General features: G+C 61.9%; 21 protein-coding genes. 12 read left to right on the forward strand and 9 right to left on the reverse strand.

What is annotated here, in order from left to right; genetic code table 11:
• Window positions 1-11: 11 nt before the first annotated feature.
• A complete protein-coding gene (locus LCL94_RS13250; RefSeq protein ID WP_224832610.1) occupies window positions 12-476 on the forward strand; it encodes an EF-hand domain-containing protein in 465 nt (154 codons plus the stop codon).
• On the opposite strand, the gene trmFO is transcribed toward LCL94_RS13250, so the two are convergent.
• Window positions 477-1,844, reverse strand: a complete 1,368-nt coding sequence (gene trmFO, locus LCL94_RS13255) for a methylenetetrahydrofolate--tRNA-(uracil(54)-C(5))-methyltransferase (FADH(2)-oxidizing) TrmFO (protein WP_224832611.1) — start codon at window positions 1,842-1,844, stop codon at window positions 477-479.
• 70 nt (window positions 1,845-1,914) lie between these two features.
• Between trmFO and LCL94_RS13260 the strand changes: the two genes are divergently transcribed.
• Window positions 1,915-2,571 carry a lysoplasmalogenase gene (locus LCL94_RS13260; protein ID WP_224832612.1) on the forward strand — a complete coding sequence of 219 codons (657 nt, stop codon included), beginning with the start codon at window positions 1,915-1,917 and terminating at the stop codon, window positions 2,569-2,571.
• A gap of 18 nt (window positions 2,572-2,589) precedes the next feature.
• On the opposite strand, the gene gyrA is transcribed toward LCL94_RS13260, so the two are convergent.
• Window positions 2,590-5,424, reverse strand: coding sequence for a DNA gyrase subunit A (gene gyrA, locus LCL94_RS13265; protein ID WP_224832613.1), 2,835 nt, complete (start codon window positions 5,422-5,424; stop codon window positions 2,590-2,592).
• 302 nt (window positions 5,425-5,726) lie between these two features.
• Here gyrA and LCL94_RS13270 point away from each other — a divergent pair, with 302 nt between their 5' ends.
• Entirely contained in the window at window positions 5,727-7,022 is a 1,296-nt protein-coding gene (locus LCL94_RS13270; RefSeq protein WP_224832614.1) for a hypothetical protein, read from the forward strand.
• Window positions 7,023-7,088: 66 nt separating this feature from the next.
• Here the strand turns inward: LCL94_RS13270 and LCL94_RS13275 are convergent, their stop codons facing one another.
• From LCL94_RS13275 to LCL94_RS13290, 4 genes are read right to left on the reverse strand one after another with little or no spacing between them, the layout of a single operon-like run.
• A complete protein-coding gene (locus LCL94_RS13275; protein ID WP_224832615.1) occupies window positions 7,089-7,814 on the reverse strand; it encodes an NYN domain-containing protein in 726 nt (241 codons plus the stop codon).
• Window positions 7,815-7,851: 37 nt separating this feature from the next.
• Window positions 7,852-8,493: a carbonic anhydrase gene (locus LCL94_RS13280; protein ID WP_160607085.1), complete on the reverse strand. Its 642-nt coding sequence runs from the start codon at window positions 8,491-8,493 to the stop codon at window positions 7,852-7,854.
• Complete coding sequence (locus LCL94_RS13285; RefSeq protein ID WP_160607086.1) at window positions 8,493-8,801, reverse strand: P-II family nitrogen regulator; 309 nt, start codon at window positions 8,799-8,801, stop codon at window positions 8,493-8,495. Before LCL94_RS13285 ends, LCL94_RS13280 begins: the two co-directional genes overlap by 1 nt.
• Window positions 8,798-9,772, reverse strand: a complete 975-nt coding sequence (locus LCL94_RS13290) for a sodium-dependent bicarbonate transport family permease (RefSeq protein ID WP_224832616.1) — start codon at window positions 9,770-9,772, stop codon at window positions 8,798-8,800. The genes LCL94_RS13285 and LCL94_RS13290 overlap by 4 nt, the downstream gene beginning before the upstream one ends.
• 91 nt (window positions 9,773-9,863) lie before the next feature.
• On the opposite strand from LCL94_RS13290, the gene lipA reads away from it, so the two are divergent.
• Entirely contained in the window at window positions 9,864-10,817 is a 954-nt protein-coding gene (lipA, locus tag LCL94_RS13295; protein ID WP_222553379.1) for a lipoyl synthase, read from the forward strand.
• Entirely contained in the window at window positions 10,817-11,272 is a 456-nt protein-coding gene (locus LCL94_RS13300) for a type II toxin-antitoxin system RatA family toxin (RefSeq protein WP_224832617.1), read from the forward strand. The genes lipA and LCL94_RS13300 overlap by 1 nt, the downstream gene beginning before the upstream one ends.
• On the opposite strand, the gene LCL94_RS13305 is transcribed toward LCL94_RS13300, so the two are convergent.
• Both LCL94_RS13305 and LCL94_RS13310 read right to left on the reverse strand, forming a co-directional pair.
• Window positions 11,269-11,772 (reverse strand): CinA family protein, encoded by a 504-nt coding sequence (locus LCL94_RS13305; protein WP_160607089.1) that lies wholly within the window; start codon window positions 11,770-11,772, stop codon window positions 11,269-11,271. The two genes, LCL94_RS13300 and LCL94_RS13305, sit on opposite strands and share 4 nt — an antisense overlap.
• Before the next feature lie 15 nt (window positions 11,773-11,787).
• Complete coding sequence (locus LCL94_RS13310) at window positions 11,788-12,927, reverse strand: bifunctional 2-C-methyl-D-erythritol 4-phosphate cytidylyltransferase/2-C-methyl-D-erythritol 2,4-cyclodiphosphate synthase (protein WP_224832618.1); 1,140 nt, start codon at window positions 12,925-12,927, stop codon at window positions 11,788-11,790.
• Between the two features lie 77 nt (window positions 12,928-13,004).
• Between LCL94_RS13310 and dusB the strand changes: the two genes are divergently transcribed.
• The 7 genes from dusB (at window position 13,005) to hflX (ending at window position 22,213) form a co-directional block, all read left to right on the forward strand.
• Window positions 13,005-14,024 (forward strand): tRNA dihydrouridine synthase DusB, encoded by a 1,020-nt coding sequence (gene dusB, locus LCL94_RS13315; protein ID WP_224832619.1) that lies wholly within the window; start codon window positions 13,005-13,007, stop codon window positions 14,022-14,024.
• Window positions 14,021-15,082, forward strand: a complete 1,062-nt coding sequence (locus tag LCL94_RS13320) for a two-component system sensor histidine kinase NtrB (RefSeq protein WP_224832620.1) — start codon at window positions 14,021-14,023, stop codon at window positions 15,080-15,082. Before dusB ends, LCL94_RS13320 begins: the two co-directional genes overlap by 4 nt.
• A 3-nt stretch (window positions 15,083-15,085) precedes the next feature.
• The gene (locus tag LCL94_RS13325; RefSeq protein WP_224832621.1) at window positions 15,086-16,501 is read left to right on the forward strand and encodes a sigma-54-dependent transcriptional regulator; all 1,416 of its coding nucleotides are present in this window, start codon (window positions 15,086-15,088) and stop codon (window positions 16,499-16,501) included.
• Window positions 16,502-16,562: 61 nt separating this feature from the next.
• Window positions 16,563-18,803, forward strand: coding sequence for an ATP-binding protein (locus LCL94_RS13330; RefSeq protein WP_224832622.1), 2,241 nt, complete (start codon window positions 16,563-16,565; stop codon window positions 18,801-18,803).
• 4 nt (window positions 18,804-18,807) lie between these two features.
• On the forward strand, window positions 18,808-20,190 hold the full coding sequence (locus LCL94_RS13335) for a sigma-54-dependent transcriptional regulator (RefSeq protein ID WP_224832623.1): 1,383 nt from the start codon (window positions 18,808-18,810) through the stop codon (window positions 20,188-20,190).
• Between the two features lie 164 nt (window positions 20,191-20,354).
• Window positions 20,355-20,894: an RNA chaperone Hfq gene (gene hfq / locus LCL94_RS13340; protein WP_160607096.1), complete on the forward strand. Its 540-nt coding sequence runs from the start codon at window positions 20,355-20,357 to the stop codon at window positions 20,892-20,894.
• 17 nt (window positions 20,895-20,911) lie between these two features.
• Window positions 20,912-22,213, forward strand: a complete 1,302-nt coding sequence (gene hflX, locus LCL94_RS13345; protein WP_224832624.1) for a GTPase HflX — start codon at window positions 20,912-20,914, stop codon at window positions 22,211-22,213.
• Here hflX and mazG read toward each other — a convergent pair.
• Window positions 22,208-22,969: a nucleoside triphosphate pyrophosphohydrolase gene (mazG, locus tag LCL94_RS13350; protein ID WP_224832625.1), complete on the reverse strand. Its 762-nt coding sequence runs from the start codon at window positions 22,967-22,969 to the stop codon at window positions 22,208-22,210. The two genes, hflX and mazG, sit on opposite strands and share 6 nt — an antisense overlap.
• Window positions 22,970-23,199: the final 230 nt, after the last annotated feature.

Here is a 23,199-nt window from a genome sequence, read left to right on the forward strand (position 1 = left end):
CAGGGGGTTGCATGAGGGGCATTGTCACCGGCGGGATCATTGTGCTCATCGCCATGGGTGTCGGGCTGTTCTGGTATCAGGGCCGCGCCGAAGTCGAAGCTGCTGCACCGCCGCCCTCGCTTGCGGAATTACCGTCCACGGCATCACCTGACGCGCTCCCTTCCGGCGATCCGAAGGACATGGTCGGTCCTGCGCCGCCCGAAGCCACCGAACTCACAAAGGAAGAGCAGCGGTTTTTTCGCTACGACCGTGACCGTAACTGGCGCATCAGCCGGACTGAAATGCTGGCTACGAGAAGCGACGGTTTCCGTAAGCTCGACAAGGACGGCAACAATCTGCTCACCTTCGAGGAATGGGCAGTAGCCACCGTCGACAAATTCGAGGTCGCCGACGCCGACGGTGACAACGAACTTACTCCGAGGGAATTCGCGACCACGCGGCCAAAGCCCGCCAAAAAGCGGAAGTGCGCGTGCTGATCAGGCGGTGGCCGCTTCGGCGCCCGCGATCCACTCCCCGAAATCTTGCTTGGCGCGCGACGTGTAAGCTTCCTTGCGCGCTTTCTTTTTCACGTCGTGAAGAGGGGGGAAGAGGCCGAAATTGACGTTCATGGGCTGGAATGTCTCTGCCTCTGCATCGCCGGTGATGTGGCTGAGCAGCGCACCGAAAGCGGTTGTCCTTGGTGGAGGTGCCCAGTCGCGGCCGGCCAGTTCGGCCGCAGCCATCATGCCCGCCATCAGCCCGACTGCGGAACTTTCCACGTAGCCTTCGCAGCCGGTGATCTGGCCGGCGAACCTGATGTGCTCCCCGCCGCGCAGCCGCAACTGGCGATCCAAAACGAGCGGGGAATTGATGAAAGTATTCCGGTGAAGACCGCCGAGCCGTGCGAACTCAGCATTCTCGAGGCCCGGGATCGTACGGAACAGCTCGATCTGTGCGCCATATTTCAGCTTCGTCTGGAAGCCGACCATGTTCCACAGCGTGCCGAGCTTGTTGTCCTGCCGCAGCTGGACCACGGCATAGGGCCAGCGCCCTTGAGGGAATTCGGGAGTCGTGTCGTGCGGGTTGTCGAGCCCCACTGGCTTCATGGGACCGAAGCGGAGCGTGTCGACCCCGCGCGCGGCCATGACCTCGATCGGCATGCAGCCGTCGAAGTAGGGGGTATCCGCTTCCCATTCGCGGAATTCGGTCTTCTCGCCATCGAGCAGGCCCTGGTGGAAGGCGAGGTACTGTTCCTTGGTCATGGGGCAGTTGATGTAGTCTCCGTCTTCGTTCGAGGCCTCGGTCCGCTTGTTCCAGCGGGACTGGATCCAGCACACGTCCATGTTGATGCTGTCGCGGTGGACGATCGGGGCGATGGCATCGAAGAAGGCGAGGCGGTCTTGGCCCGTTGCCCCGACGATGCTTTCGGCAAGCGATTGCGCGGTCAGCGGGCCCGTGGCGACGATTGTGGCACCGGCGGAGGGGAGGGTGTCGACGCGTTCGCGCACGACGGTCACGTTGGGATGCTCTTCGAGCGTGCGCTGCACTTCGGCGGAGAACACGTCGCGGTCGACCGCCATGGCGCTTCCGGCAGGGACGCGGGCCACTTCGCCCGCGCGCATGACAATGCTGTCGAGCCCGCGCATTTCGTGATGCAGCAGGCCAACCGCATTGCGTTCGCTATCGTCCGACCGGAAACTGTTGGAGCAAACCAATTCCGCAAGGCCATCGGTCTGGTGTGCAGGCGTCATCTCGCCGCTACCGCGCATTTCAGACAGGCGAACCTTGAAGCCGCGCTTCGCCAGTTGCCATGCCGCCTCGCTTCCCGCGAGGCCGCCGCCGATGATATGTACGTCGTGAGTCATTGCGGTGGCGCACCTAGGGCTTGCATGCCCCCTCTATCAAGGATTACCGAGCGCGAACGAGGGGAATTTCATGCCAAAACGCGCATTGTCCGAACACCGGCCCTACCTGCTGGCCAGCCTGGCGGCAGCAGTCAGCTACTTTTTCGTCATGGACGACCCAATCGGCGGGATATGGCTGATGGCCTGGAAGGGAGCTGGCGTGGGGTTTCTCGCTCTCTACGCAGCTCACCGCGGCAAGGGGCTCGATGGTGCGCTTATCGCGCTTGTCATGACCTTCGGCGCGCTAGGCGATGTGGTGCTCGAGTTCAGTTTCTTAGTCGGGGGCGCGCTCTTCGCGGTCGGGCACCTGATCGCGATCGCTCTTTATTTGCGCAACCGTCGCCCATCGATGACCGGTAGCCAGGCGCTTACCGGCATTGCTCTTCTGGCAGCGACACCGGCTATCGCTGGATTGATGACCTATCCCCTGCCTAACTGGCAGGCGGCGACCGGTTATTCGTTCCTGGTAGGAGCCATGGCAGCTGCGGCATGGACGAGCCGTTTTCCCCGCTACCGCGTCGGGACGGGTGCGGTGCTGTTCGTGGTCAGCGATTTGCTGATCTTCGCAAGGGAAGCGGGCCACATCCCGGACGAGGTCGGAAGCTGGTTGATCTGGCCACTGTATTACGGTGGGCAATTCCTCATCGCGATCGGCGTGGTGCAGAGCATTCGCAAGCACCACGCCTGATACCGGTTTCCCGGCGCTTTAGCCCCCGGGCTCGCCTTCGATGTTCTTGTCCGAATGGGCCGTCGTGTGCGGTTCGGTCGTCTGCGCGGTGCGGTCGGCCATTTCTTCCGCGATGGCCTCTTCCGCCTCGTTTTCCGGCTCTTCCGTCTCGTCGATCAGAGCTGCGCCGACAATCTGCTCGCCCTTCGCGACGTTGAAAATTCGCACACCCGAGGATCCGCGGCCCGAGATTGAGAAACCTTCATGGTTGTCGAACCCGCCTTCCACCATGTGGCGGAATTGGATCGGCAGGCGGATCAGCTTGGCCTGGTCGGTGACCAGCATGAGCTGCGAACCGTGCTTGACCGGGAAGCTGGCGACGACCGGCCCATTGCGGTCCGGATTGCTGGCCGGCTCGCCGATATTGGTCAGGCCCATCCCGCCGCGACCGATGGTGCGGTATTCGTACGCTGACGAGATCTTGCCATAGCCATTGGCGGTGAGCGTAAGGATGAATTCCTCCGCCTCTGCCATCTCGGCAACCTTTCCGGCGTCGAGCGTCGTTTCGTTCTCGTTGTTCTTCCAAGTCGCTGCGCGCAGGTAGGCGTCACGGACCTCGGTGTCGCGCTCCCCTGCGTCCAGCACGGCCATCGAGACGACCTTCTGGCCTTCCTTGAGCTTCATGCCGCGCACGCCGATGCCGGTACGGCTCTTGGTTTCGCGGGCGTCGGTAGCCGAGAAGCGGATCGCCTTGCCGGAATCGGAAGCGAGGAAAATTTCCTGCTCCTCGGTCAGCAGTTCGACGCCGATCAGGCGGTCTCCGCTGCCTTCGACAAAGCCCATCGCGTATTTGCCGTTGCTGGGTACGTTGGTAAACGCGTCCATCGAATTACGGCGCACCATGCCCTGCTCGGTCGCAAAGACGATGTTGAGATTGGCCCACTCGCTTTCGTCCTCGGGCAGCGGCAGCACGTTGGTCACGCGCTCCTCGTCGCCGAGGGGAAGCAGGTTGACCATCGGCCGTCCCTTGGTGGTCGGACCCCCTTCGGGCAGCTTCCAAACTTTCATCCGGTAGACGCGGCCGGTATTCGTGAAGAAGAGCACCGGGTTGTGCGTCGAAGTGACAAACATTTCGACGACGGCATCCTCGTCCTTGGTCGCCATGCCCGAGCGGCCCTTGCCGCCGCGCGCCTGCGCCCTGAAGGCCTGGAGCGGGGTGCGCTTGATGTAACCGCCGTGGGTGACGGTCACGACCATGTCTTCGCGCTCGATAAGGTCTTCATCCTCGAGACCGTCCCAGGCGGGCGCGATTTCGGTGATGCGCGGCGTGGCGTAGGTAGCGCGAATTTCCTCGAGCTCTTCGCGCATCACGCCGTAAAGCTTCACGCGGTCGGCGAGGATCGAGAGATACTCTTCGATAGCGAGGCTCAGTTCCTTGAGTTCGTCGCCAATCTCGTCGCGGCCCAGCGCGGTGAGGCGGTGGAGACGCAGGTCGAGGATGGCCTTAACCTGGCGTTCCGAGAGACGATAGGAGCCGCCTTCCTGTTCGGCGCTCGGCTCGATCGCTTCGACGAGCTGGATGTACTGCGCGATGTCGCCGATCGGCCATTCCTTCGCGAGCAGCTTGGCGCGCGCATCCGCCGGATTGGACGACCCGCGGATCATCGCAACGACTTCGTCGAGGTTCGACACGGCCACCACGAGGCCGAGCAAGATGTGGGCACGCTCGCGCGCCTTGTTCAGCTCGAACTTGGTGCGACGGGTGATGACCTCTTCGCGGAAGGCGATGAACGCCTGCACGAATTCGCGCAAAGTAAGGACTTCGGGGCGGCCACCGCGGATGGCCAGCATGTTGGCCGGGAAGCTCGCCTGCGCGGGCGTGTAGCGCCAGATCTGGTTGAGCACGACTTCGGGCGAGGCATCGCGCTTCAGATCGACGACGACGCGCACGCCTTCACGGCTCGATTCGTCGCGGATGTCGGAAATGCCCTCGATCCGCTTGTCCTTGGCGGCTTCAGCAATCTTTTCGACCAGCGCGCTCTTGCCGACCTGGTAGGGGATGGAGGTGAGAACGATCGACCGTCGGTCGTTCTTGCCGGTTTCCACATCGTGGCGCGCACGCATGAGGATCGACCCGCGACCGGTGGTGTAGGCCGCACGGGCACCCGATTTGCCGAGGATCAGCGGAGCAGTCGGGAAATCCGGCCCCGGAATGATCTCGAACAGTTCCTCACTGGTGATGGCCGGATTCTCGATGAAAGCGAGACAGCCGTCGATCACCTCGCCCAGATTGTGCGGCGGGATATTCGTGGCCATGCCGACCGCGATGCCACCTGCGCCATTGACCAGGAGGTTGGGGAAGCGTGCCGGCAGGACCGTCGGTTCCTGGCGCGAGCCGTCGTAGTTGTCGACGAAATCGACCGTGTCCTTGTCGAGGTCGTCGAGCAGCGAATTCGCGACACGGGCAAGGCGCGCCTCGGTGTAACGCATCGATGCCGGCGGATCGGGATCCATCGAACCGAAGTTCCCCTGGCCGTCGACCAGAGGAACGCGCAGCGACCAGTCCTGGGTCATGCGGGCAAGCGCATCGTAGATCGCGGCGTCGCCATGCGGGTGGTAGTTACCCATGACGTCGCCGACGATCTTGGCGCTCTTGCGATAGGGGCGGCCGGCAACGAAGCCGCCTTCCTGGCTGGCGAAGAGGATACGGCGATGAACCGGCTTCAGGCCGTCGCGCACGTCCGGCAGCGCGCGGCTGACGATCACGCTCATCGCGTAATCGAGGTAGCTGGTCTTCATCTCGTCGACGATGTCGATGCGAGCGTATTCGGCGCCGGGGGCCGGGGGGTCAATCAGGTCGGTTTCGTCGGACAAGACTATGGTATTCCGTGATCTGTGATCGGGATATGGATTGCAGCACAAACCCTAGGCGAAATGCCGTTCTCGCGCCACTTTCGGGCGGGTCTGACAGGGGCGTTCGCAGGCTTTTTCCACATATGGATAGCCCGATTGCCCATATCGGACCTGAACGGGGGGAACGTGCATCATTCAATGGCCATTCAGCGCCAAAACCCTACAAGATTTGCAATGAGAGCGTTAAAAGGCCAAGTGCCGCACCGTTGAGAGAATTCCGGCGCCCACCGCGCTCATTCCCCCTATCCACTCTTGGGAGTTACATGATGATCTTCACCCGTATTTCCAAGGCCTCGCGTCCGTCGTCGGCGCTGGCTCTGGCCCTCGTTCTTGCCGCGACCGGCACTGCAGGCGTTTTCGCGCTCGAGCAGCCCGCTTTCGCGCAGAAGAAGAAGAAGAAAGAGGAAAAGCCCGCAGCAAAGAATTATTCTGCGGAGTTTATCGCTGCCTACCAGCCGCTTGCAGACGCGGTGAACGCAGCTGCGCCTGATTTTGCGACCATCAACGCTCAGCTTCCGGCCATGAAGGCGCTCATCCAGTCGAATGACGAGCGCATGGTTGCCGGCAACCTCATCTACACCGTCGGGACCAAGAACCAGAACCGCGCCCAGCAGCTCGAAGGCGTTGAGCTGATGCTCGCCAGCGGTCAGGTTCCTGCTGAAAGCCAGGGCCAGTACAACCTTCTCGCCGGCCAGCTGGCCTATAACGAGAAGGCGTATTCCAAGGCGCGCCCCTACCTGCTGAAGGCAATCGAGCTCGGCCACACCGAGAGCGAGCCGCAGGGCCTCGTCGCCGAATCCTATTTCAGCGAAGACAATTACGCTGCCGGCCTGAAGTATCTCGCCGAAGCGATTGCCGCCGAGGAAGCTGCTGGAAACCCGGTCAACGAGCAGTGGGTACGCCGCGGCCTGCAGATGGCCTATAACAACCAGATGGCAGAAGAACTGGGCCAGTTCGGCCTGCTGTTCGTCAAACACTTCCCCTCGACGCAGAACTGGGGCGAAGTGATCGCCATCACCGCTTATGGTGGCGGTTGGCAGAACCCCGAAATCCTCGACCTCGTGCGTCTGGCCCGTTCGGCCAAGGCCATGCGCGATGAACGCATGTATGCCGACTACATCGACAGCGCCGATTATCGCCGCCTGCCGGGTGAAGTCGTTGCCGTCATCGACGAAGGCTATGCGCAGGGCACTCTCAAGAAGACCGACACCTACGTCGCCGAAGTTCGCGGCATGGCAGCCGAACGCGCCAAGACCGACCGCGCGGATCTCGCAGGCCTGCTGACCAAGGCAAAGGCTTCGACCGATGTGAAGTCGATCGTCACCGGCGGCGACCTTGCGCTCAGCTACGGCGACTACGCTGCTGCCGAAGTCCTCTACACCAAAGCCCTCGGCATGCCGGGCGTCGATGCCGGCCTCGCCCGCACGCGTCTCGGTATTGCGCAGCTCGAACAGGGCAAGGCTGCTGAAGCTGTCGCCACGTTCAATGCGGTCGAAGGCAAGCGCGCGGCCATTGCCCGTCTCTGGGCTACCTATGCAGCGGAAGAAGCGGGCATCTGAGCCTGACGTTTCAGCGCGAATGACAAAGGCGGCGCGGGTCCATCGGATCCGCGCCGTTTTTCTTGTCTAGCGAAGGCGCTTTACCCAGACGGTGTTGTCGCGCCGCTCGACCTTGAACTGCTCCATCGCCTCGAACAGGTCGGAGAGGCGTTTGAAGCCGTAGTTGCGCACATCGAAGCTCGAGCGGTTCCCGGCAATCTGGCCGACCTCTCCCATCTGCGCGAAACCTTCGTCGTCGCGTCGGGCTGCCTTCCATGCGGTGCCGAGCAATTCGACCAGTTCTTCATCGACATTGGACCTGGCCTTGCTCGCCTTTGTCTTGGTCGTGTCGGGCTCGTCCGATGCGCCGTTGATGAGGGCATCGATATCGATGAAGCGGGTGCAGGCGCTCTTGAATGCGCCCGGCGTCTTGTTCGTGCTGCCGAAGCCGTAGACGATCAGGCCATCCTGCCTAAGGCGCGTGACCAGCGGCGTGAAATCGCTGTCGGAGCTCATGATGCCGAAGCCGTCCACCTTGCCCTGGTACAGCAGGTCGATCGCGTCGATCGTCATGGCCATGTCGGTTGCATTCTTGCCAGCGGTCAGGTCGAACTGCTGCTGCGGACGGATGCCGTACTTGTGGGTGATCGTGTCCCAGTTGGCGAGGTTGTTCTTGGCGAAGTTGCCGTAAGCCCGCTTGATGTTCACCTGGCCGAGTTCGGCCATGACGGTGAGGACAGGATCGATCCCCTTGGGAGAGGTGTTGTCCGCGTCGATCAGCAGGGCGATGTTCTTGAGTTCTTTTTCAGGCATGGTGCGTCACATGGTCGCCTTGCCCAGGGTGTGCAAGTCACTTGGCCGGTTGGAACTGGCCGCTCTCCTCGTCGCGAACATAAAGCACGCCTTCTGCAATCGAGAAGAACGCTCCGCGCAATTTCAGCGTACCGTCGGCTTCCTTTTCGCGCACGCATGGGAAAGTGCGCAGATTGGCGAGACTCACGCCGACTGCCGCCATTTCCATCGCCCTTTCGGCTTCACGACCTTCCGTCCCGTATTTCGCCGCGACCTCGTCGCGGGCTTCGTCCAGCATTCGCACCCAGTTGGCGATGAAGCCGCCGTCACCGGGAGCCGTGCCGTGCAGATCGCGCGTCAGAGCCGCCTTGCAGCCGCCGCACATGCCGTGCCCCATAACGACGATCTGGCGCACGTGGAGAAACTGGATGGCAAACTCCAGCGCAGCGGAAACGCCGTGCTGGCCCGGCGAAATCTCGAAGGGAGGGACCAGTGCAGCGACATTGCGCACGACGAAAATCTCGCCGGGATCGACATCGAAAATCTGCGCCGGATCGACGCGGCTGTCGGAGCAGCCGATGATCATCAGCTTAGGGCTCTGCCCCTCGGCGACCAGCCGGTCGTATCGTTCGCGCTGTTCGGGATAGCCGTCTGCGCGGAAGCGGTGATAACCGCGCAAGAGCTCGGTGAACTCGGGCATCAGAAGCGTTCGCCGCGGATCACCTCGACATCCCACATAGTCAGCAGGAAGCCGTGCGAGGTGAGGATGGGTGCAAGCGCTTCGGCCAGTGCATTGGCATTTTCCTGCGAGGCAATGGTGACGACGAGGTTTTTGTCGGTCCCCATGACGCGTTCCTCGCGCCAGCGTCCTTCGCGCCCCTTGCCGGACGTGACAGGCAGCACCGTCCAGCCAGTGATGCCGACCTCGTCGATGATCGAGGTCACGCGCTTGACCTGCGCCTGATCGGCCAGGATCTCGATACGCTTGCGAATGACTGTTTCGATCATGGGATAGCTGCTCCGGAACCCGTCAGCATGGCTGCAAGAGCGCCAATCAGGCCAATGTTCACGAGGACGTTGAACGGGAAGGTGATGCTGAGCGACATGGTCAGGTAAATGCCCGGATCCGCTTCGGGCAGGGCGAGACGCATGGCGGCCGGCACCGCGATATAGCTGGCACTGGCGCACAGGACGCCAAGCGCTGCCGCCGAGCCTGTATCAAGCCCGATGCCGACGCCCAGCGCAGTGCCCAAGGCGCCGTTCAGCAAGGGCAGGAGGATCGCGATGACCACCAGACGCCAGGTAAGCGCACGCGAGTCCATGATCCGCCGCGCCGCGATGAGGCCCATGTCGAGAAGGAAGAGGCAGAGGATGCCCTTGAACAGTCCATCGAAAAATGGGCGCACCGGGTCGAACCCTTGCGGGCCTGCCACCATGCCAATGAAGAATGCACCGAGCAGCAGGACCACCGAGGGATTGAGCAGGACCTCGTGCGCCAATTCCTTCTTGGTTTGTCCGCTATCCGACCCGATCCCGCGGGCAAGGAGAAGGCCAGCCAGGATTGCAGGGCTTTCCATCGAAGCCATGACAGCCACCATGTAGCCTTGCGGCGGAGTACCCTGCATGCTGTAGATTTCGACTGCGGTCACGAAAGTGACGACACTGATCGATCCGTAATGGGCTGCAACGGCGCCAGCATTCAGCCGGTCGAGCCGCCCGAAGCCCTTGAGCACCCAGTACGCATAGACCGGCATGAGCAGGCCCGCACCAATCCCCGCGGCAAGGGCGGCGAGCACGGTCCCGTCGAGACCGGATTCGGCAACTTCGATACCGCCTTTGAGCCCGATGGCGGCCATCAGGTAAAGCGACATTCCCTTGGCGATAGCCTCGGGAATTTCGAGGTCGGATCGGGCGAATGCTGCCAGCAAGCCGAGGACGAAAAACAGAATGACCGGAGAGGTCAGTGCTTGAATACCCATCGCTTCCATGCGGCGCGCTTAGTCCAGCCTTTCCGCAACGGCAAGCATGACCATTGCGGTTGTCAGCCCCTTTCCCTAAGTGGGCCGCGCAATGAACGATCTCTCCTCCGCTCCCGCGCCCGAGGGCGAAGCTCCTCGCAAGCAGCGCAAGCCCGACTGGATTCGCGTCAAAGCCCCGGTCAGCAAGGGCTATCAGGAAACGCGCAAGCTCATGCGCGACCTCAAGCTCAACACGGTGTGCGAGGAAGCAGCCTGTCCCAATATCGGCGAGTGCTGGGACAAGAAGCACGCCACGGTCATGATCCTGGGCGACGTCTGCACGCGCGCCTGCGCTTTCTGCAACGTCAAGACGGGCATGCCGCGCATGGTCGATCCGATGGAGCCGGAAAACGTCGCTATCGCAGCGGGCCAGATGGGCCTCGAACACATCGTCATTACGAGCGTGGACCGGGACGATCTTCCCGATGGTGGGGCCGGTCAATTCGTCAAGGTGATCAAGGCTTTGCGCCGCGAAACGCCGAACACAACCATTGAAATCCTGACGCCCGATTTCCGCGGCAAGATGCGCGCGGCGGTTGAAGCTATCTGCGAGGCTGGTCCGGACGTCTACAATCATAATCTCGAAACCGTGCCGCGGCTTTACCCGACGATCCGGCCTGGTGCGCGCTATTACGCATCGCTGCGCCTGCTGGAGGAAGTGAAGAGCCATGATCCGATGATCTTCACCAAGTCCGGTATCATGCTCGGCCTCGGCGAACAGCGTCTCGAAGTGCACCAGGTCATGGACGACATGCGCAGTGCCGATGTCGATTTCATCACCATGGGCCAGTATCTCCAACCGACTCCGCGCCATGCGAAGGTCGAGGATTTCGTTACGCCGAAGGCGTTCGCGGCCTATGGCTCGATCGCTCGTGCGAAGGGCTTCCTACAGGTCGCTTCCAGCCCGCTGACACGCTCGAGCTATCATGCAGGGGACGACTTCGCGCAGATGAAGGCTGCCCGGGAAGAGCGTCTCGCAAAGGAGCGGGCGAGGGCGAACGGCTGATGCCGGGCATCCGGGAGACCCGACGACTTCCCTACAGCTGCGAACAGATGTTCGATCTGGTCGCCGATGTAGGCAGCTATTCCAAGTTCCTGCCGTGGGTTGTCGCCACCCGCATTCGCAGCGACAGCGAGACTGAAATGGTCGCCGACATGCTCGTCGGTTTCAAGGCGATCCGCGAGAAATTCACCTCGCGCGTGGTCAAGCGTCGCCCCGATTTCATCGAGGTGTTCTATGTCGACGGTCCCCTGAAGGACCTCGACAACAAGTGGACCTTTACCTGTCTTGCCGACGGCGGCTGCGAGATCGATTTTTGTGTCGATTTCACCTTCCGCAACGCCATGTTCGAGGCGTTGGCAGGTCAGTACTTCGACCGCGCGTTTCGCAAGATGGTCGAAGCCTTCGAAAAGCGGGCGGACGAACTCTACGGCCGCGAGAACGCGGCAGCCAACCTCTAGGGCAGCAACAATTCCAGCGCGCAAAGCGTCGCTTCGCGCCGCACGCCTGCACGCGAAGTGGGCTCGAAGCTTTTGAGCTCGCCTTCAGGTTCGCCTTCCTGGCCCCGAACGACCTTGGCGAAGACAACGGTTCCCACCGGCTTGAGCTGTGTGCCCCCCCCGGGGCCCGCGACACCGCTGATAGCCACTGCGACATCAGCATCGCTGCGGGCGAGGGCGCCCTTTGCCATGGCCCAGACACATGCGATCGAAACGGCGCCGAATGTCTCGATGATGTCGAGCGGTACGCCCAGCAGTTCCATTTTCGATTCGTTCGAATAGGTGACAAAGCCGCGGTCCAACACGGCGGATGAGCCGGCGATCTCGGTCAGGGCCGCCGCGACAAGACCGCCGGTGCAGCTTTCGGCGACCACCACCTTGCGCCCGGCAGCTGTGTTTTCCTCGATGACCCGCTTGGCGAGATCATCGATATCCGTGGGTAGTAGGGTTTCGAGCGCCATGCTCTCCTCGCAGTATTAGTCGCGAATGACGGTGGCGACGGCTTGGGCGGCGATACCTTCGCCCCTGCCGGTGAAGCCCAGCCGTTCGGTCGTCGTCGCCTTCACCGATATTGCAGCGATGTCAACGCCGAGAAGTTCCGCAATCCGGCAGCGCATAGCCTCGCGATGAGGACCAATCTTGGGCGCTTCGCAGATGATCGTCAGGTCCACATTGCCGATCCTGTAGCCTGTTTCGGCAGCAAGTCCCGCGGCGTGCTGGAGGAAGCGGTCGCTGCTCGCGCCGCGCCACTTGGGGTCGGAAGGGGGGAAATGGTCGCCAATGTCACCCATCGCAACCGCGCCCAGGATCGCATCGGTAATCGCATGGAGCGCGACGTCGGCATCGCTGTGTCCCGCAAGGCCCTTCTCATGTTCGATGCGGATGCCGCCGAGCCTCAAATCCTCGCCGACGATGAGGCGATGCACATCGAACCCGCTTCCCATGCGGATCAAGGGTAATTCGGTCACGAAATCCTCCGCGAAAGTGAGCTTTTGCAGGGCTTCGCTTCCCTCCACCATAGCGACAGTGCCACCCGCCGCACGCAATACCTGCGCATCGTCGCCAGCGTCCTTCGGGCCGGGCCAAGCGCGATGCGCGGCAAGAATGTCGGCAAAGCGGAAGGCTTGCGGTGTCTGGACCCGGCGCAGTGTCTCGCGATCCGCCCTACCGGCCATTACGCCGCCCTCATCAACGGCGAGGCTGTCGACGACCGGAAGCACCGGAATTGCCCCGGGATTGGCATCGAGTGACAACAGAAGTCGCTCGATAACCTCGACTGGCAACACGGGGCGCGCAGCATCATGGATCAGGACGCGTTCGGAACCGTTCAACGCCTCGAGTGCGCTCAATACAGAAGCCTGCCTGGTCTCGCCGCCAGTGACGAACTGGACGTCCAAGCCGTTCAGAGCAGCTTTCGCTATGTCCTCTCCGCCTTCCGGGATCGCGACGAGCACAGCTGTCGCGCCGGCGTTCAGCAGGGTTTCGACCGAGTGCCTCACGACCGGCTTGCCACGCCAGGTCGCGAATTGCTTGGGGAGCGCCTGCCCGGCACGCAGGCCTTGACCGGCGGCCACGACGATGGCGGCGAACGGGGGGAGGGGAGCGACACGGGACATAGCCCCCGCGCGCTAGCGGCTTGCCGTTTTCGCTGCAACGCACTATGTGGCTGCCCAATTATTAGGCACACGCGAAAATGAGCGCTCACCCCCTCCCTCCGGTACTCCCGAAGCCGATCTCTGTCGGCAATGTCGTGATCGACACGCCGGTCGTGCTCGCGCCCATGACGGGCGTGACCGACCTGCCGTTCCGCAAGATGGTCCGGCGGTACGGATCGGGCCTCAACGTCACCGAAATGATCGCCAGCGAGGCGGCCATCCGTGAAACGCGCCAGTCCGTGCAGAAGGCTGCCTGGGATCCGATTGAAGAGCCCGTCTCGATGCAGCTCGTGGGCTGCGATCCGTCGAGCATGGCAGAAGCCGCCAAGCTGCAGGAAGGCAACGGCGCGGAAATCATCGACATCAACTTCGGTTGCCCGGTCCGCAAAGTGGTGGGCCAACTCGCCGGTTCGGCGCTAATGCGCGAAGTCCCGCTGGCTACCAAGCTCATGGAAGCTACCGTGAAGGCGGTGAACGTACCGGTCACGGTCAAGATGCGAATGGGTTGGGATCATTCCGACCTCAACGCCCCCGAACTTGCCCGTATTGCCGAAGACCTGGGCGTGAAAATGGTCACGGTCCATGGCCGCACCCGCAATCAGATGTACAAGGGCAGCGCCGACTGGGCTTTCGTTCGCAAGGTCAAGGATGCGGTTTCGATCCCCGTCATCGTCAACGGCGATATCTGCACTGTCGATGACGCCGCCAAGGCGCTCGAACAGTCCGGGGCGGACGGTGTCATGATCGGACGCGGCGCTTACGGAAAGCCATGGCTTCTCGCCCAGGTCATGCACTGGTGGAAGACGGGCGAATTGCTAGCCAGCCCCAGTTTCGACGAGCAATACGACGTGATTGTCGAGCACTACCAGGACATGCTCGAGCTCTACGGCGAGGATGTCGGGGTCAAGATCGCTCGCAAGCACCTTGGCTGGTATACCAAGGGGATGCATGGCTCGGCCGAGTTCAGGAACCGGGTGAATTTTATCGACCAAGCACCTGTTGTGCTTGACGAACTGGAACGATTCTTCGAGCCGTTCCTGAAGCGGCGCGCTGCATGATCGAGGCGCCGTCGGCGTCCGACCAGATCGCCGGAATGGTCTTTGCGGTGCTGCTGGTCGATCCTGACGGCCGGGTCCGCGAGGCCAATCCGGCAGCGGAGGAACTCCTCGGTCGCAGTGTGCGACGGATTCTCGACGAAAGACTGTTCGAGATCATGGCAATCCGTCCAGAGCGCGTAGCAGAGGCAGTCCTGACAACCGAAAGCCAGCTGATCGCGCGCGGGCTCACCCTGACAGCCGCCGGGAACGACCACATCGTCAATCTCAGCTGCTCTCCAATGCATGGCAATGCAGGCTGGAAAGTCATCACGATTTCCGATGCAGGGCAGGGCGGCAACGAGGAGGAAGATCGCGAGCGGACGGAGCTGCGAGCTCCTGCGGTGCTCGCCCACGAAATCAAGAACCCACTTTCCGCCATTCGCGGCGCGAGCCAGCTCCTGGCTCGTCGGTCTGCGGAAAAGGACAAGCCGCTTGCTTCCATGATTGAAACGGAGGTCGACCGCATCGCCCAACTGATCGACCGGATGCAGCAGCTGGGCAGCAGTCGTCCCGCCCAGACCGGGCCCTGCAATCTGCACGAAGCCATCCGTTCGGCGATGGCCACCGTGCGCGCGGGACGCAGCGATGCCTGCGAGCTGGTCGAGGAATTCGATCCCTCGCTTCCCGCGGTAGAGGCTGACCAAGGGGCGCTGGAGCAGGTGCTTATCAACCTCATGGCCAATGCCTGTGACGCTTGCGCAGGGATGGAAGCACCGCGCGTCGTGGTGCGGACGCGTTTCGTCAGCGGCCTGGTTTTCTCCGCGATCCGGTTCGGCAAGTCCGTCAGGCTGCCAATCGAGATATCCGTGATCGATCCCGGCCCCGGCATTCCCGCCGAACTGCGCGACCATGTTTTCGAGCCTTTCGTGTCGGGCAAGCCGCACGGACAGGGCCTCGGCCTTGCACTGGTCCGCAAGCTGCTTCGCGATATGGGCGGGCGCATTTCACATGAACGTGACGAGCGCGCGGGCCTCACTATTTTCAGGATAAACCTGCCAGTCGCGGCAAAGGAAAGCTGACCGATGACCACCCGCGTCCTCCTTGTCGAAGATGATCGCGCGATCGCCACGGTAATTACCGAGGCCCTGCGGGATGAGGGGCATGACGTCACGGCCTGCAGCACGATCGAGCGGCGCGACACCCTGTTGGCGGGACATGTATTCGACATCATGCTGACCGACGTCATGCTGGAAGACGGTGACGGGCTGGCGACGATCGACGCCGTGCGGGACGCGGCACCGGGGATGCCGGTCATCGTGCTGTCGGCCCAGAACACCCTCGATACCGCAGTAAGGGCCAGCGATAGCCAGGCCTTCGAGTATTTCCCCAAGCCGTTCGATCTCGACGAATTGGCACAGGCGGTACGGCAGGCTGTCAGCCGGTCCCCGAAAGCGGAAGCAGACGATCGCGGCGAGGGGGAGGGAGCTCTTCCGCTGATCGGCCGCAGCCGTGCCATGCAGGACGTCTACCGGATGATTACCCGGGTCCTGCGCAACGACCTTTCGGTACTTGTGACCGGCGAGAGCGGAACCGGCAAGGAACTGGTGGCCGAAGCCATCCACCAGCTCGGCGCGCGCCGGACCGGCCCATTCGTGGCAGTCAACATGGCGGCGATCCCGCATGACCTGCTGGAAAGCGAGCTGTTTGGTCATGAGCGCGGTGCCTTCACGGGCGCGGTTTCGCAGCAGATCGGCAAGTTCGAGCAGGCAAATGGGGGGACCCTGTTCCTCGACGAAATCGGGGATATGCCAGCAGAAGCGCAGACACGCCTTCTGAGGGCACTTCAATCAGGGCGGATCCGACGCGTCGGCGGGCGGCAGGAAATCGGCGTCGACGTGCGCATTATCGCGGCGACCAACCGCGACCTGGTGCCGATGATCGCGCAAGGCCGCTTCCGCGAAGACCTATACTATCGTTTGAACGTCGTACCTATTCACCTCCCGCCACTGCGGGAACGCAAGGAGGATATTGGCGCGCTGGTACGGCATTTCCTGTCGCAAGCGGTCGCCGAAGGGCTTCCGGCGCACCGGATAGCCGACGATGCAGTTGCCATCCTCGAGAGCCAGCTCTGGAAAGGTAATGTCCGCGAGTTACGTAATGTGGTTTTCCGCCTTGCTCTGCTCGCGCGCGACGACCTGATCGATCGGCAGACCGTCGTCGATGCTCTTCCGTCCGCTGTGGATGCGAAGATCCTTTCTGCAAGAGACGGGATCGAAGAGGCATTGGAGGAATGGCTGGCAAACAATCCCCAGCCTACAGGGGCGCTCTATCACGGTGCTCTCGCGGCCTTCGAAAAGCCGCTGTTCGAGCATGCGCTGCGGGAGACCGAAGGCAATCAGCTGAGGGCGGCCCAACTGCTGGGAATCAACCGCAACACGCTGCGAAAGCGCCTGAGCGACCTCCAGATCGAACCGGAGCGCTTCGTAAGGCGGCGTTGATGGGCATTTCGTCGTTTTTGGCCTTGCAAAAGTGCAACAGAGGTGTCGTAACTTAGCCACGATGGCGACGCTTGCCGGCACCTCGAAGAAACCCCCGCCGCGCTGGTGGCGCCGCTTCATTGTGGCGTCCCGCCGTGCCAACCTCTTCACGCTGGTCGAAATCATCGCGCTCGCCGCCTTCGTCATTATGGTTGTGACGACATGGGCAGCATTCACCACGGCCCCGCCAACAGGTGAATTGCTGCCGAGCAGGCAGGTTGCTGTGCTCCTGATCGGGACGCTTATCCCTGCCATGGCGTTGCTCGTCCTGGCCGGAAGAAGGCTGGCGCTACGCAGGGCGGCAGGGAGCACCGCGCGATTGCACGTGCGCCTGGTGTTTTTCTTCTCGATGATTGCGGCTGTGCCGACGCTGCTGGTCTCGGCATTCGCCGCCGTCCTGTTCCAGTCGGGCGTCGATTTCTGGTTCTCGGACAATTCGCGCGGGCTGATGGAGAACGCCAACGTCCTTGCCGAGCGGTATTACGAGGACAACCAGCTCGACCTCGGGCAGGAAACCATCTCGATGGCGATGGATATGCGGGCGATCCTCCAGCAGGTCGAGATTACCGATCCCGACTTCCAGCTGGTCTACAAGTACCAGGCCGATCCGCGCGACGTCATCGAGAGCGCAATCATGCAGGTGATGCCGGACGGGACCGCCCGCGTGGCCGTGGTCTATGGCATCAACCAAGGCAGCGATCCGGTCGGTTTTACGGAGGAAAGCCAACGCGCCCTGCGCGGCGGAGAGCCGGTGATCATCCGGGGCAGTCCCGAACGGATCGAGGCGATAGCACCGATCGACCGGACGGCCGGTATCTATCTCTACACAGCGCGAAATGCCGAGGCTGCGAGCTTCCGTAGCTGGGAAAGCGCTCGCTCGATTTCGACCGCCTATGAAGAACTGACGAAGCGTGCCCGGGCGTTGCAGTTGCGGTTCAATCTGGCGCTCTATTTCGTAAGCCTTGCGCTGGTGGGTCTCGCCGTCTGGTTCGCCTTACGATTTGCGGACCGCCAGGTCGAGCCGCTGACCGATCTTGTGGCGGCGGCTCGCAAGGTGGGCGCTGGTAACTTCTCGCTGCGTGTCGAAGGGCGGACCGGCGCAGACGAAATCGGCCTGCTCAACCGCGCGTTCAACCGCATGACTGCCCAACTCGAAAAGCAGACCGACGCTCTGGTCGGTGCGAACGAGGAACTCGAGGAACGGCGCAGCTTCATCGAGGCAGTGCTGGAGTCCGTAAGCGCAGGCGTCATCACCATCGACGGCAAACGCCGCGTGCTGCTGATGAATGCACCGGCGCAGAACATGCTTCTCGAAGGAGGGGAGGGGAGCGAGCATCCCGAAACCCTTGATGCCATGATCCCGCAAATCGCGGTGCTGGTCGAGGCGGGACTGGACCGCGGCGTGATCAGCCATTCGCGCCATGGCGAACTGATGACCCTCGCAGTGAGGCTGGTTCCGGAAGGTGATGGCCACGTGATCACCTTCGAGGATATTACCCGCCAATTGCTGGACCAGCGCCAGGCTGCTTGGTCGGATGTCGCACGTCGCATCGCGCACGAAATCAAGAACCCGCTTACGCCGATCCAGCTTGCCACGGAACGTCTCAAGCGGCGTTACCGCAAGCAGATCGAGCAGGATGGCGAATTGTTCGACGAACTGACCAACACGATCGTGCGCCAGGTGGGCGAATTGCGGACGATGGTCGACGAGTTCTCGAGCTTCGCGAGGCTGCCCAAGCCGGTGTTCCGACAGGAAGACGCGCTCGACATCATCCGCCAGTCGATGTTCCTGCAGGAGGTCGCCAATCCGCAGGTCAATTATGTACTTGCGACCGAAATCGAAGGGCCCTTGCGCCTTGAGGCAGACCGTCACCAGCTGGGGCAGGCCGTCACCAATATCCTGAAGAACGCCGCCGAGGCGATCGAGGCCCGTGGTGCAAATGCCGATGCCGATTATCGCGGCCGTATCGAGGTCGAGGTGGCGGAGAACGATGACTCGATAACGATCGCAGTGACCGACAACGGAATCGGCCTGCCGCAGGACCGCGAGCGGATCCTCGAACCCTATGTAACGACGCGCGAGAAAGGCACGGGCCTGGGCCTCGCGATCGTGAACAAGATCGTCGAGGAACACGGCGGCGAAATGAACTTCTCCTCCATCGATGGGGGAGGGACGCGGGTCACGCTGAGGTTTGCGCGTGATCCCCACCGGACTGCCGCCAAGGGCGACGACCGGAACAGTACCGAGAAAGCAGAAGGGTAATTCAATGGCACTCGACATCCTGATAGTCGACGACGAGCGCGATATTCGCGACCTGGTCGCAGGCGTCTTGAGCGACGAGGGCTACGAATGCCGCACCGCGGCCGACAGTTCGTCTGCGCTCGAGGCGGTCGATGCCAAGCGACCTAGTCTTGTCCTCCTCGACGTGTGGCTCCACGGGAGCCAGATGGACGGGCTCGAAGTGCTAGACGCGATCAAGGCGCGCGAGCCCGAACTGCCGGTCATTATCTTCTCTGGTCACGGCAATATCGACACGGCCGTCTCGGCGGTCAGCCGCGGCGCGATGGACTTCATCGAGAAGCCGTTCGAGGCAGAGCGCCTCCTTCACCTAGTGGAACGCGCCACCGAAACGGAGCGCCTTCGCCGGGAAAACTCGCGGCTGCGCGAAGGCATGGGCGAGGGCGGCGAATTCACTGGCAACTCGGCGGCTATCAATGCTGTTCGTGCCACCCTCAAGCGCGTGGCCAGCACCGGAAGTCGCGTGCTCATCAGCGGCCCGGCCGGCTCGGGCAAGGAAGTGGCAGCACGCCTGCTACACAGCTGGTCGACCCGCGCCGACAAGCCGTTCGTGATCGTGAACTCTGCGCGGATCACGCCCGAGCGCTTCGAGGAAGAGTTGTTCGGCGAAGAAGCCGAAGGCAAGCTGGTGCGTCCCGGCCTGCTCGAAACGGCTGACGGCGGGACGCTTTATCTCGACGAAGTAGCCGACATGCCTCTCTCGACGCAGGCCCGCATCCTGCGCGTCCTTACTGAGCAAAGCTTCGTTCGCGTAGGCGGGACGCGGCAGATCGGGGTGGACGTCCGTGTGGTGTCCTCCACTGCGCGCGACCTCAAGGCAGAGATGGAGGAAAAGCGGTTCCGCGAAGACCTCTTCTATCGCCTCAACGTTGTTCCGGTCGAGGTTCCTTCGCTGGCTGAACGGCGCGATGACATTCCCGTCTTGGCCGAGCATTTCTTCGCCCGATACGCGATCGAACAAGGCATCCGACCGCCGGAAATCAGCGAAGAAGCCATGGCCGCACTCCAGGCATATGACTGGCCAGGCAATGTGCGCCAGCTTCGCAACGTGGTGGAGCGGACCATCATCCTGACCCCGCGCGAGCAGCTGGATACTGTGGAGGCTGACATGCTTTCGGAAGAAGTGACCGGCGGCAAGCTAGGCGGAACCGGCGGGATGGCCCAGCTGATGGGCGCCCCCTTGCGCGAAGCGCGGGAAAGTTTCGAGCGTGAGTATCTCGCCATCCAGATCCGGCGGTTTTCGGGCAATATCTCGAAAACGGCCAGCTTCATCGGGATGGAACGCTCGGCGCTCCACCGCAAGCTGAAGCTCCTCGGCATGGCAGAGCGCAAGAACGGCGAACGCAAGTAGGCCGCGACACTTTCCTTTTTGGACGTGTGCAATAAATTTCATTGCGATTGCGCGATGAAATGCCACATATTGCGCATGTTCCGGTGGCAACTCCGGAATTCGGGCGCGGTGGTTGCGCCCAGATTGCGATCGCGAAAGCGTTCGCCAAGAAAAGGAGCAGGACAATGGCCAGCGAACGCACGCTTTCCGCGCGCCCGCGACCCAAGCAGGATGAAGCGCAGCACAAGGGCAAGGCGCCCAGCCTGCAAGACGCGTTTCTCAACCTCTTGCGGAAGAACAAGACGCCCGTAACCGTATTCCTGGTAAAGGGTGTGAAGCTGCAGGGCATCGTGACGTGGTTCGATAATTTCTCGATCCTGCTGCGCCGTGATGGACAGTCGCAGCTCGTCTACAAGCATGCCGTCAGCACGATCATGCCGGGGCAGCCGATCGATGCGGAACAGTTTGCCAGCCAAGGTTCCGGCGCCAAGCAGCGCTTGCTCCAGGATGTGTTCCTGAGCCGCGTGCGAGAAGCCGAAGCGCAGGTGACGATGTTCCTCGTCAACGGCGTCATGCTCCAGGGCAAGATCGCGGCTTACGACCTTTTCTGCATGCTGCTCGAACGCGATGGCTATGTGCAGCTTGCCTACAAGCACGCGGTGTCGACGATCCAGCCGGCGACGCCGGTCGACCTTAGCGAAGACTGGGACGAGGACGAACACTGAGTTTCGATGACAATTTGATGGGCGAGGTCTCGCGCGGTGCGCGGGCCCTTGTCGTTTGCCCGGATATCCGGGGCATTCGCTATGACCTTGATGCCGACAGCCGGCTTCAGGAAGCGGAAGGACTTGCGCTGGCGATCGGTATCGTCATTGCCGACAGCTTCGTGCTGCCGGTTCGCGATGTGAAGCCCAACCTGCTGTTCGGTGCGGGGCAGGTGGAAAACATCCGCATTGCCTGCGAGCTAAACGATGCCGAGCTTGTCGTGGTGGACGGTGCCCTCAGCCCGATCCAGCAACGCAATCTCGAAGACAAGCTGGCGCGAAAAGTCATCGACCGGACCGGCTTGATCCTTGAAATCTTCGGCGAGCGGGCTGCGACCGCGGAAGGGCGCTTGCAGGTCGAATTGGCCCATCTGGATTACCAGCAGAGCAGGCTGGTGCGCAGCTGGACCCACCTCGAGCGGCAGCGCGGTGGTTTCGGTTTCCTCGGCGGCCCGGGTGAAACCCAGATCGAGGCAGACCGGCGGATGATCCGCCAGCGCATGGCGCGGCTGCGCAAGGAACTGGAGCAGGTCCGCAAGACGCGGGGCCTCCACCGCGAAAGGCGCGAGCGGGCACCGTGGCCTGTTGTTGCCCTCGTCGGCTACACGAACGCGGGAAAGTCCACTCTATTCAATCGCTTGACGGGTGCGGATGTCATGGCCGAGGACCTGCTCTTCGCAACCCTCGACCCGACGATGCGGGCAATCTCCTTGCCCGGTGTCGAGAAGGCAATCCTGTCCGATACGGTCGGTTTCATCTCCGATTTGCCGACGCAGCTTGTCGCCGCCTTCCGCGCGACGCTCGAGGAAGTAACCGCAGCTGACCTCATCTGCCACGTCCGTGACATTTCCAATCCATCGTCGGAAGCGCAGAAGCTCCAGGTACTCGAGGTCCTGGGGGAGCTTGGGGTGATCGACGGGGAAGGGCAGGACCCGAAAGTCCCCATCCTGGAGGTCTGGAACAAGTGGGATCTGCTGGATGCCAACCAGGCGGAGGAACTGGCCAAGGTTGCGGAGGATGACGAAGGAATAATCGCGCTGTCCGCACTGACCGGAGAGGGCGTCGATGGTTTTCTCGATCGGGTTGGCCAAATGCTGACTTCGCGGGCGACGGTTCGAGAGTTCGTCTTGCCATCCAGCGACGGCAAACGAATCGCCTGGCTTCATGCGCATGGGGATGTACTTGAGGAAGCCGACGCAGGTGAAAGCGACGGGCAATCCTTGCGACGGTTCACCGTCCGGCTCAATCCCAAGGAGCTGGGCCAGTTCCAGTCGCTATAACCGCGCTTTCTCGCGCCGCTTGACCTCCTGCCAGAGCTCTTCCTGCTGTTCGAGATTGCGTTGCTCGAAATCGCCTCCGGCTATTTCCTCCATCTCGCGGAAACGTCTTTCGAATTTTCGGTTGGCGGCCCGCAGGGCTTCTTCTGCATCTATCCCGTATGCGCGGACAAGATTGACGGCCGCGAAAAGGAAATCGCCTGCCTCTTCGGCGCGCTGGTCAAGAGTGGCGGTGTCGAGTTCCTCGATCTCTTCGACGACCTTGGCGCGCGGGCCTTCGGTATCGGGCCAATCGAAGCCGTGGCGCGCGGCACGTTTCTGTAATTTCTGCGCTCGCAGCAATGCAGGTAGTGCCGATGCAACGCCATCCATCGCGCTGGTTGCCCCTTCTGCCTGGCGTTCCGCGGCCTTGAGGTCCTCCCAGCGAGATTCCACCATCACGCCATCTTCCGAGCCGAAGATGTGTGGGTGGCGTGCTTCCATCTTGTCTGAAATTGTCTTGGCAACTTCTTCGAAGCCGAAATGACCGGTTTCCTTCGCTATTTGGGCGTGGAAGACGACTTGGAAGAGGAGATCTCCGAGTTCGCCGCGCAGTTCTCCCATATCGTTGCGCTCGATAGCGTCTGCTACCTCGTAGGCTTCCTCTATGGTGTAGGGGGCGATCGTCGAGAACGTTTGAGCTGTATCCCATTCGCAGCCTCGTTCCTTGTCGCGCAGCCGCGCCATTTTCCGGAGGAGTCGATCAATCTCGTTTGCCATGGCTTTTGTGTACGTGAGGCTTGGAGAGGGGGGAAGCCTGCGATACGGATTGTTTCTACATTAAGATGGATAATATATATTATGTTAAGTAATATGTCGGGCGATCATGACATTCCCGTCGCCCAACTCACGAGCACATATGCACCGACGATTATCGCCACCCAGATCAAGGCGATCTTGACCATCTTGCTTCCGTTGAGCCCATCGGATCGCATCCCTCTGAGATAAAC

This window comes from Qipengyuania gaetbuli, assembly GCF_020171365.1.
Classification (GTDB): domain Bacteria; phylum Pseudomonadota; class Alphaproteobacteria; order Sphingomonadales; family Sphingomonadaceae; genus Qipengyuania; species Qipengyuania gaetbuli_B.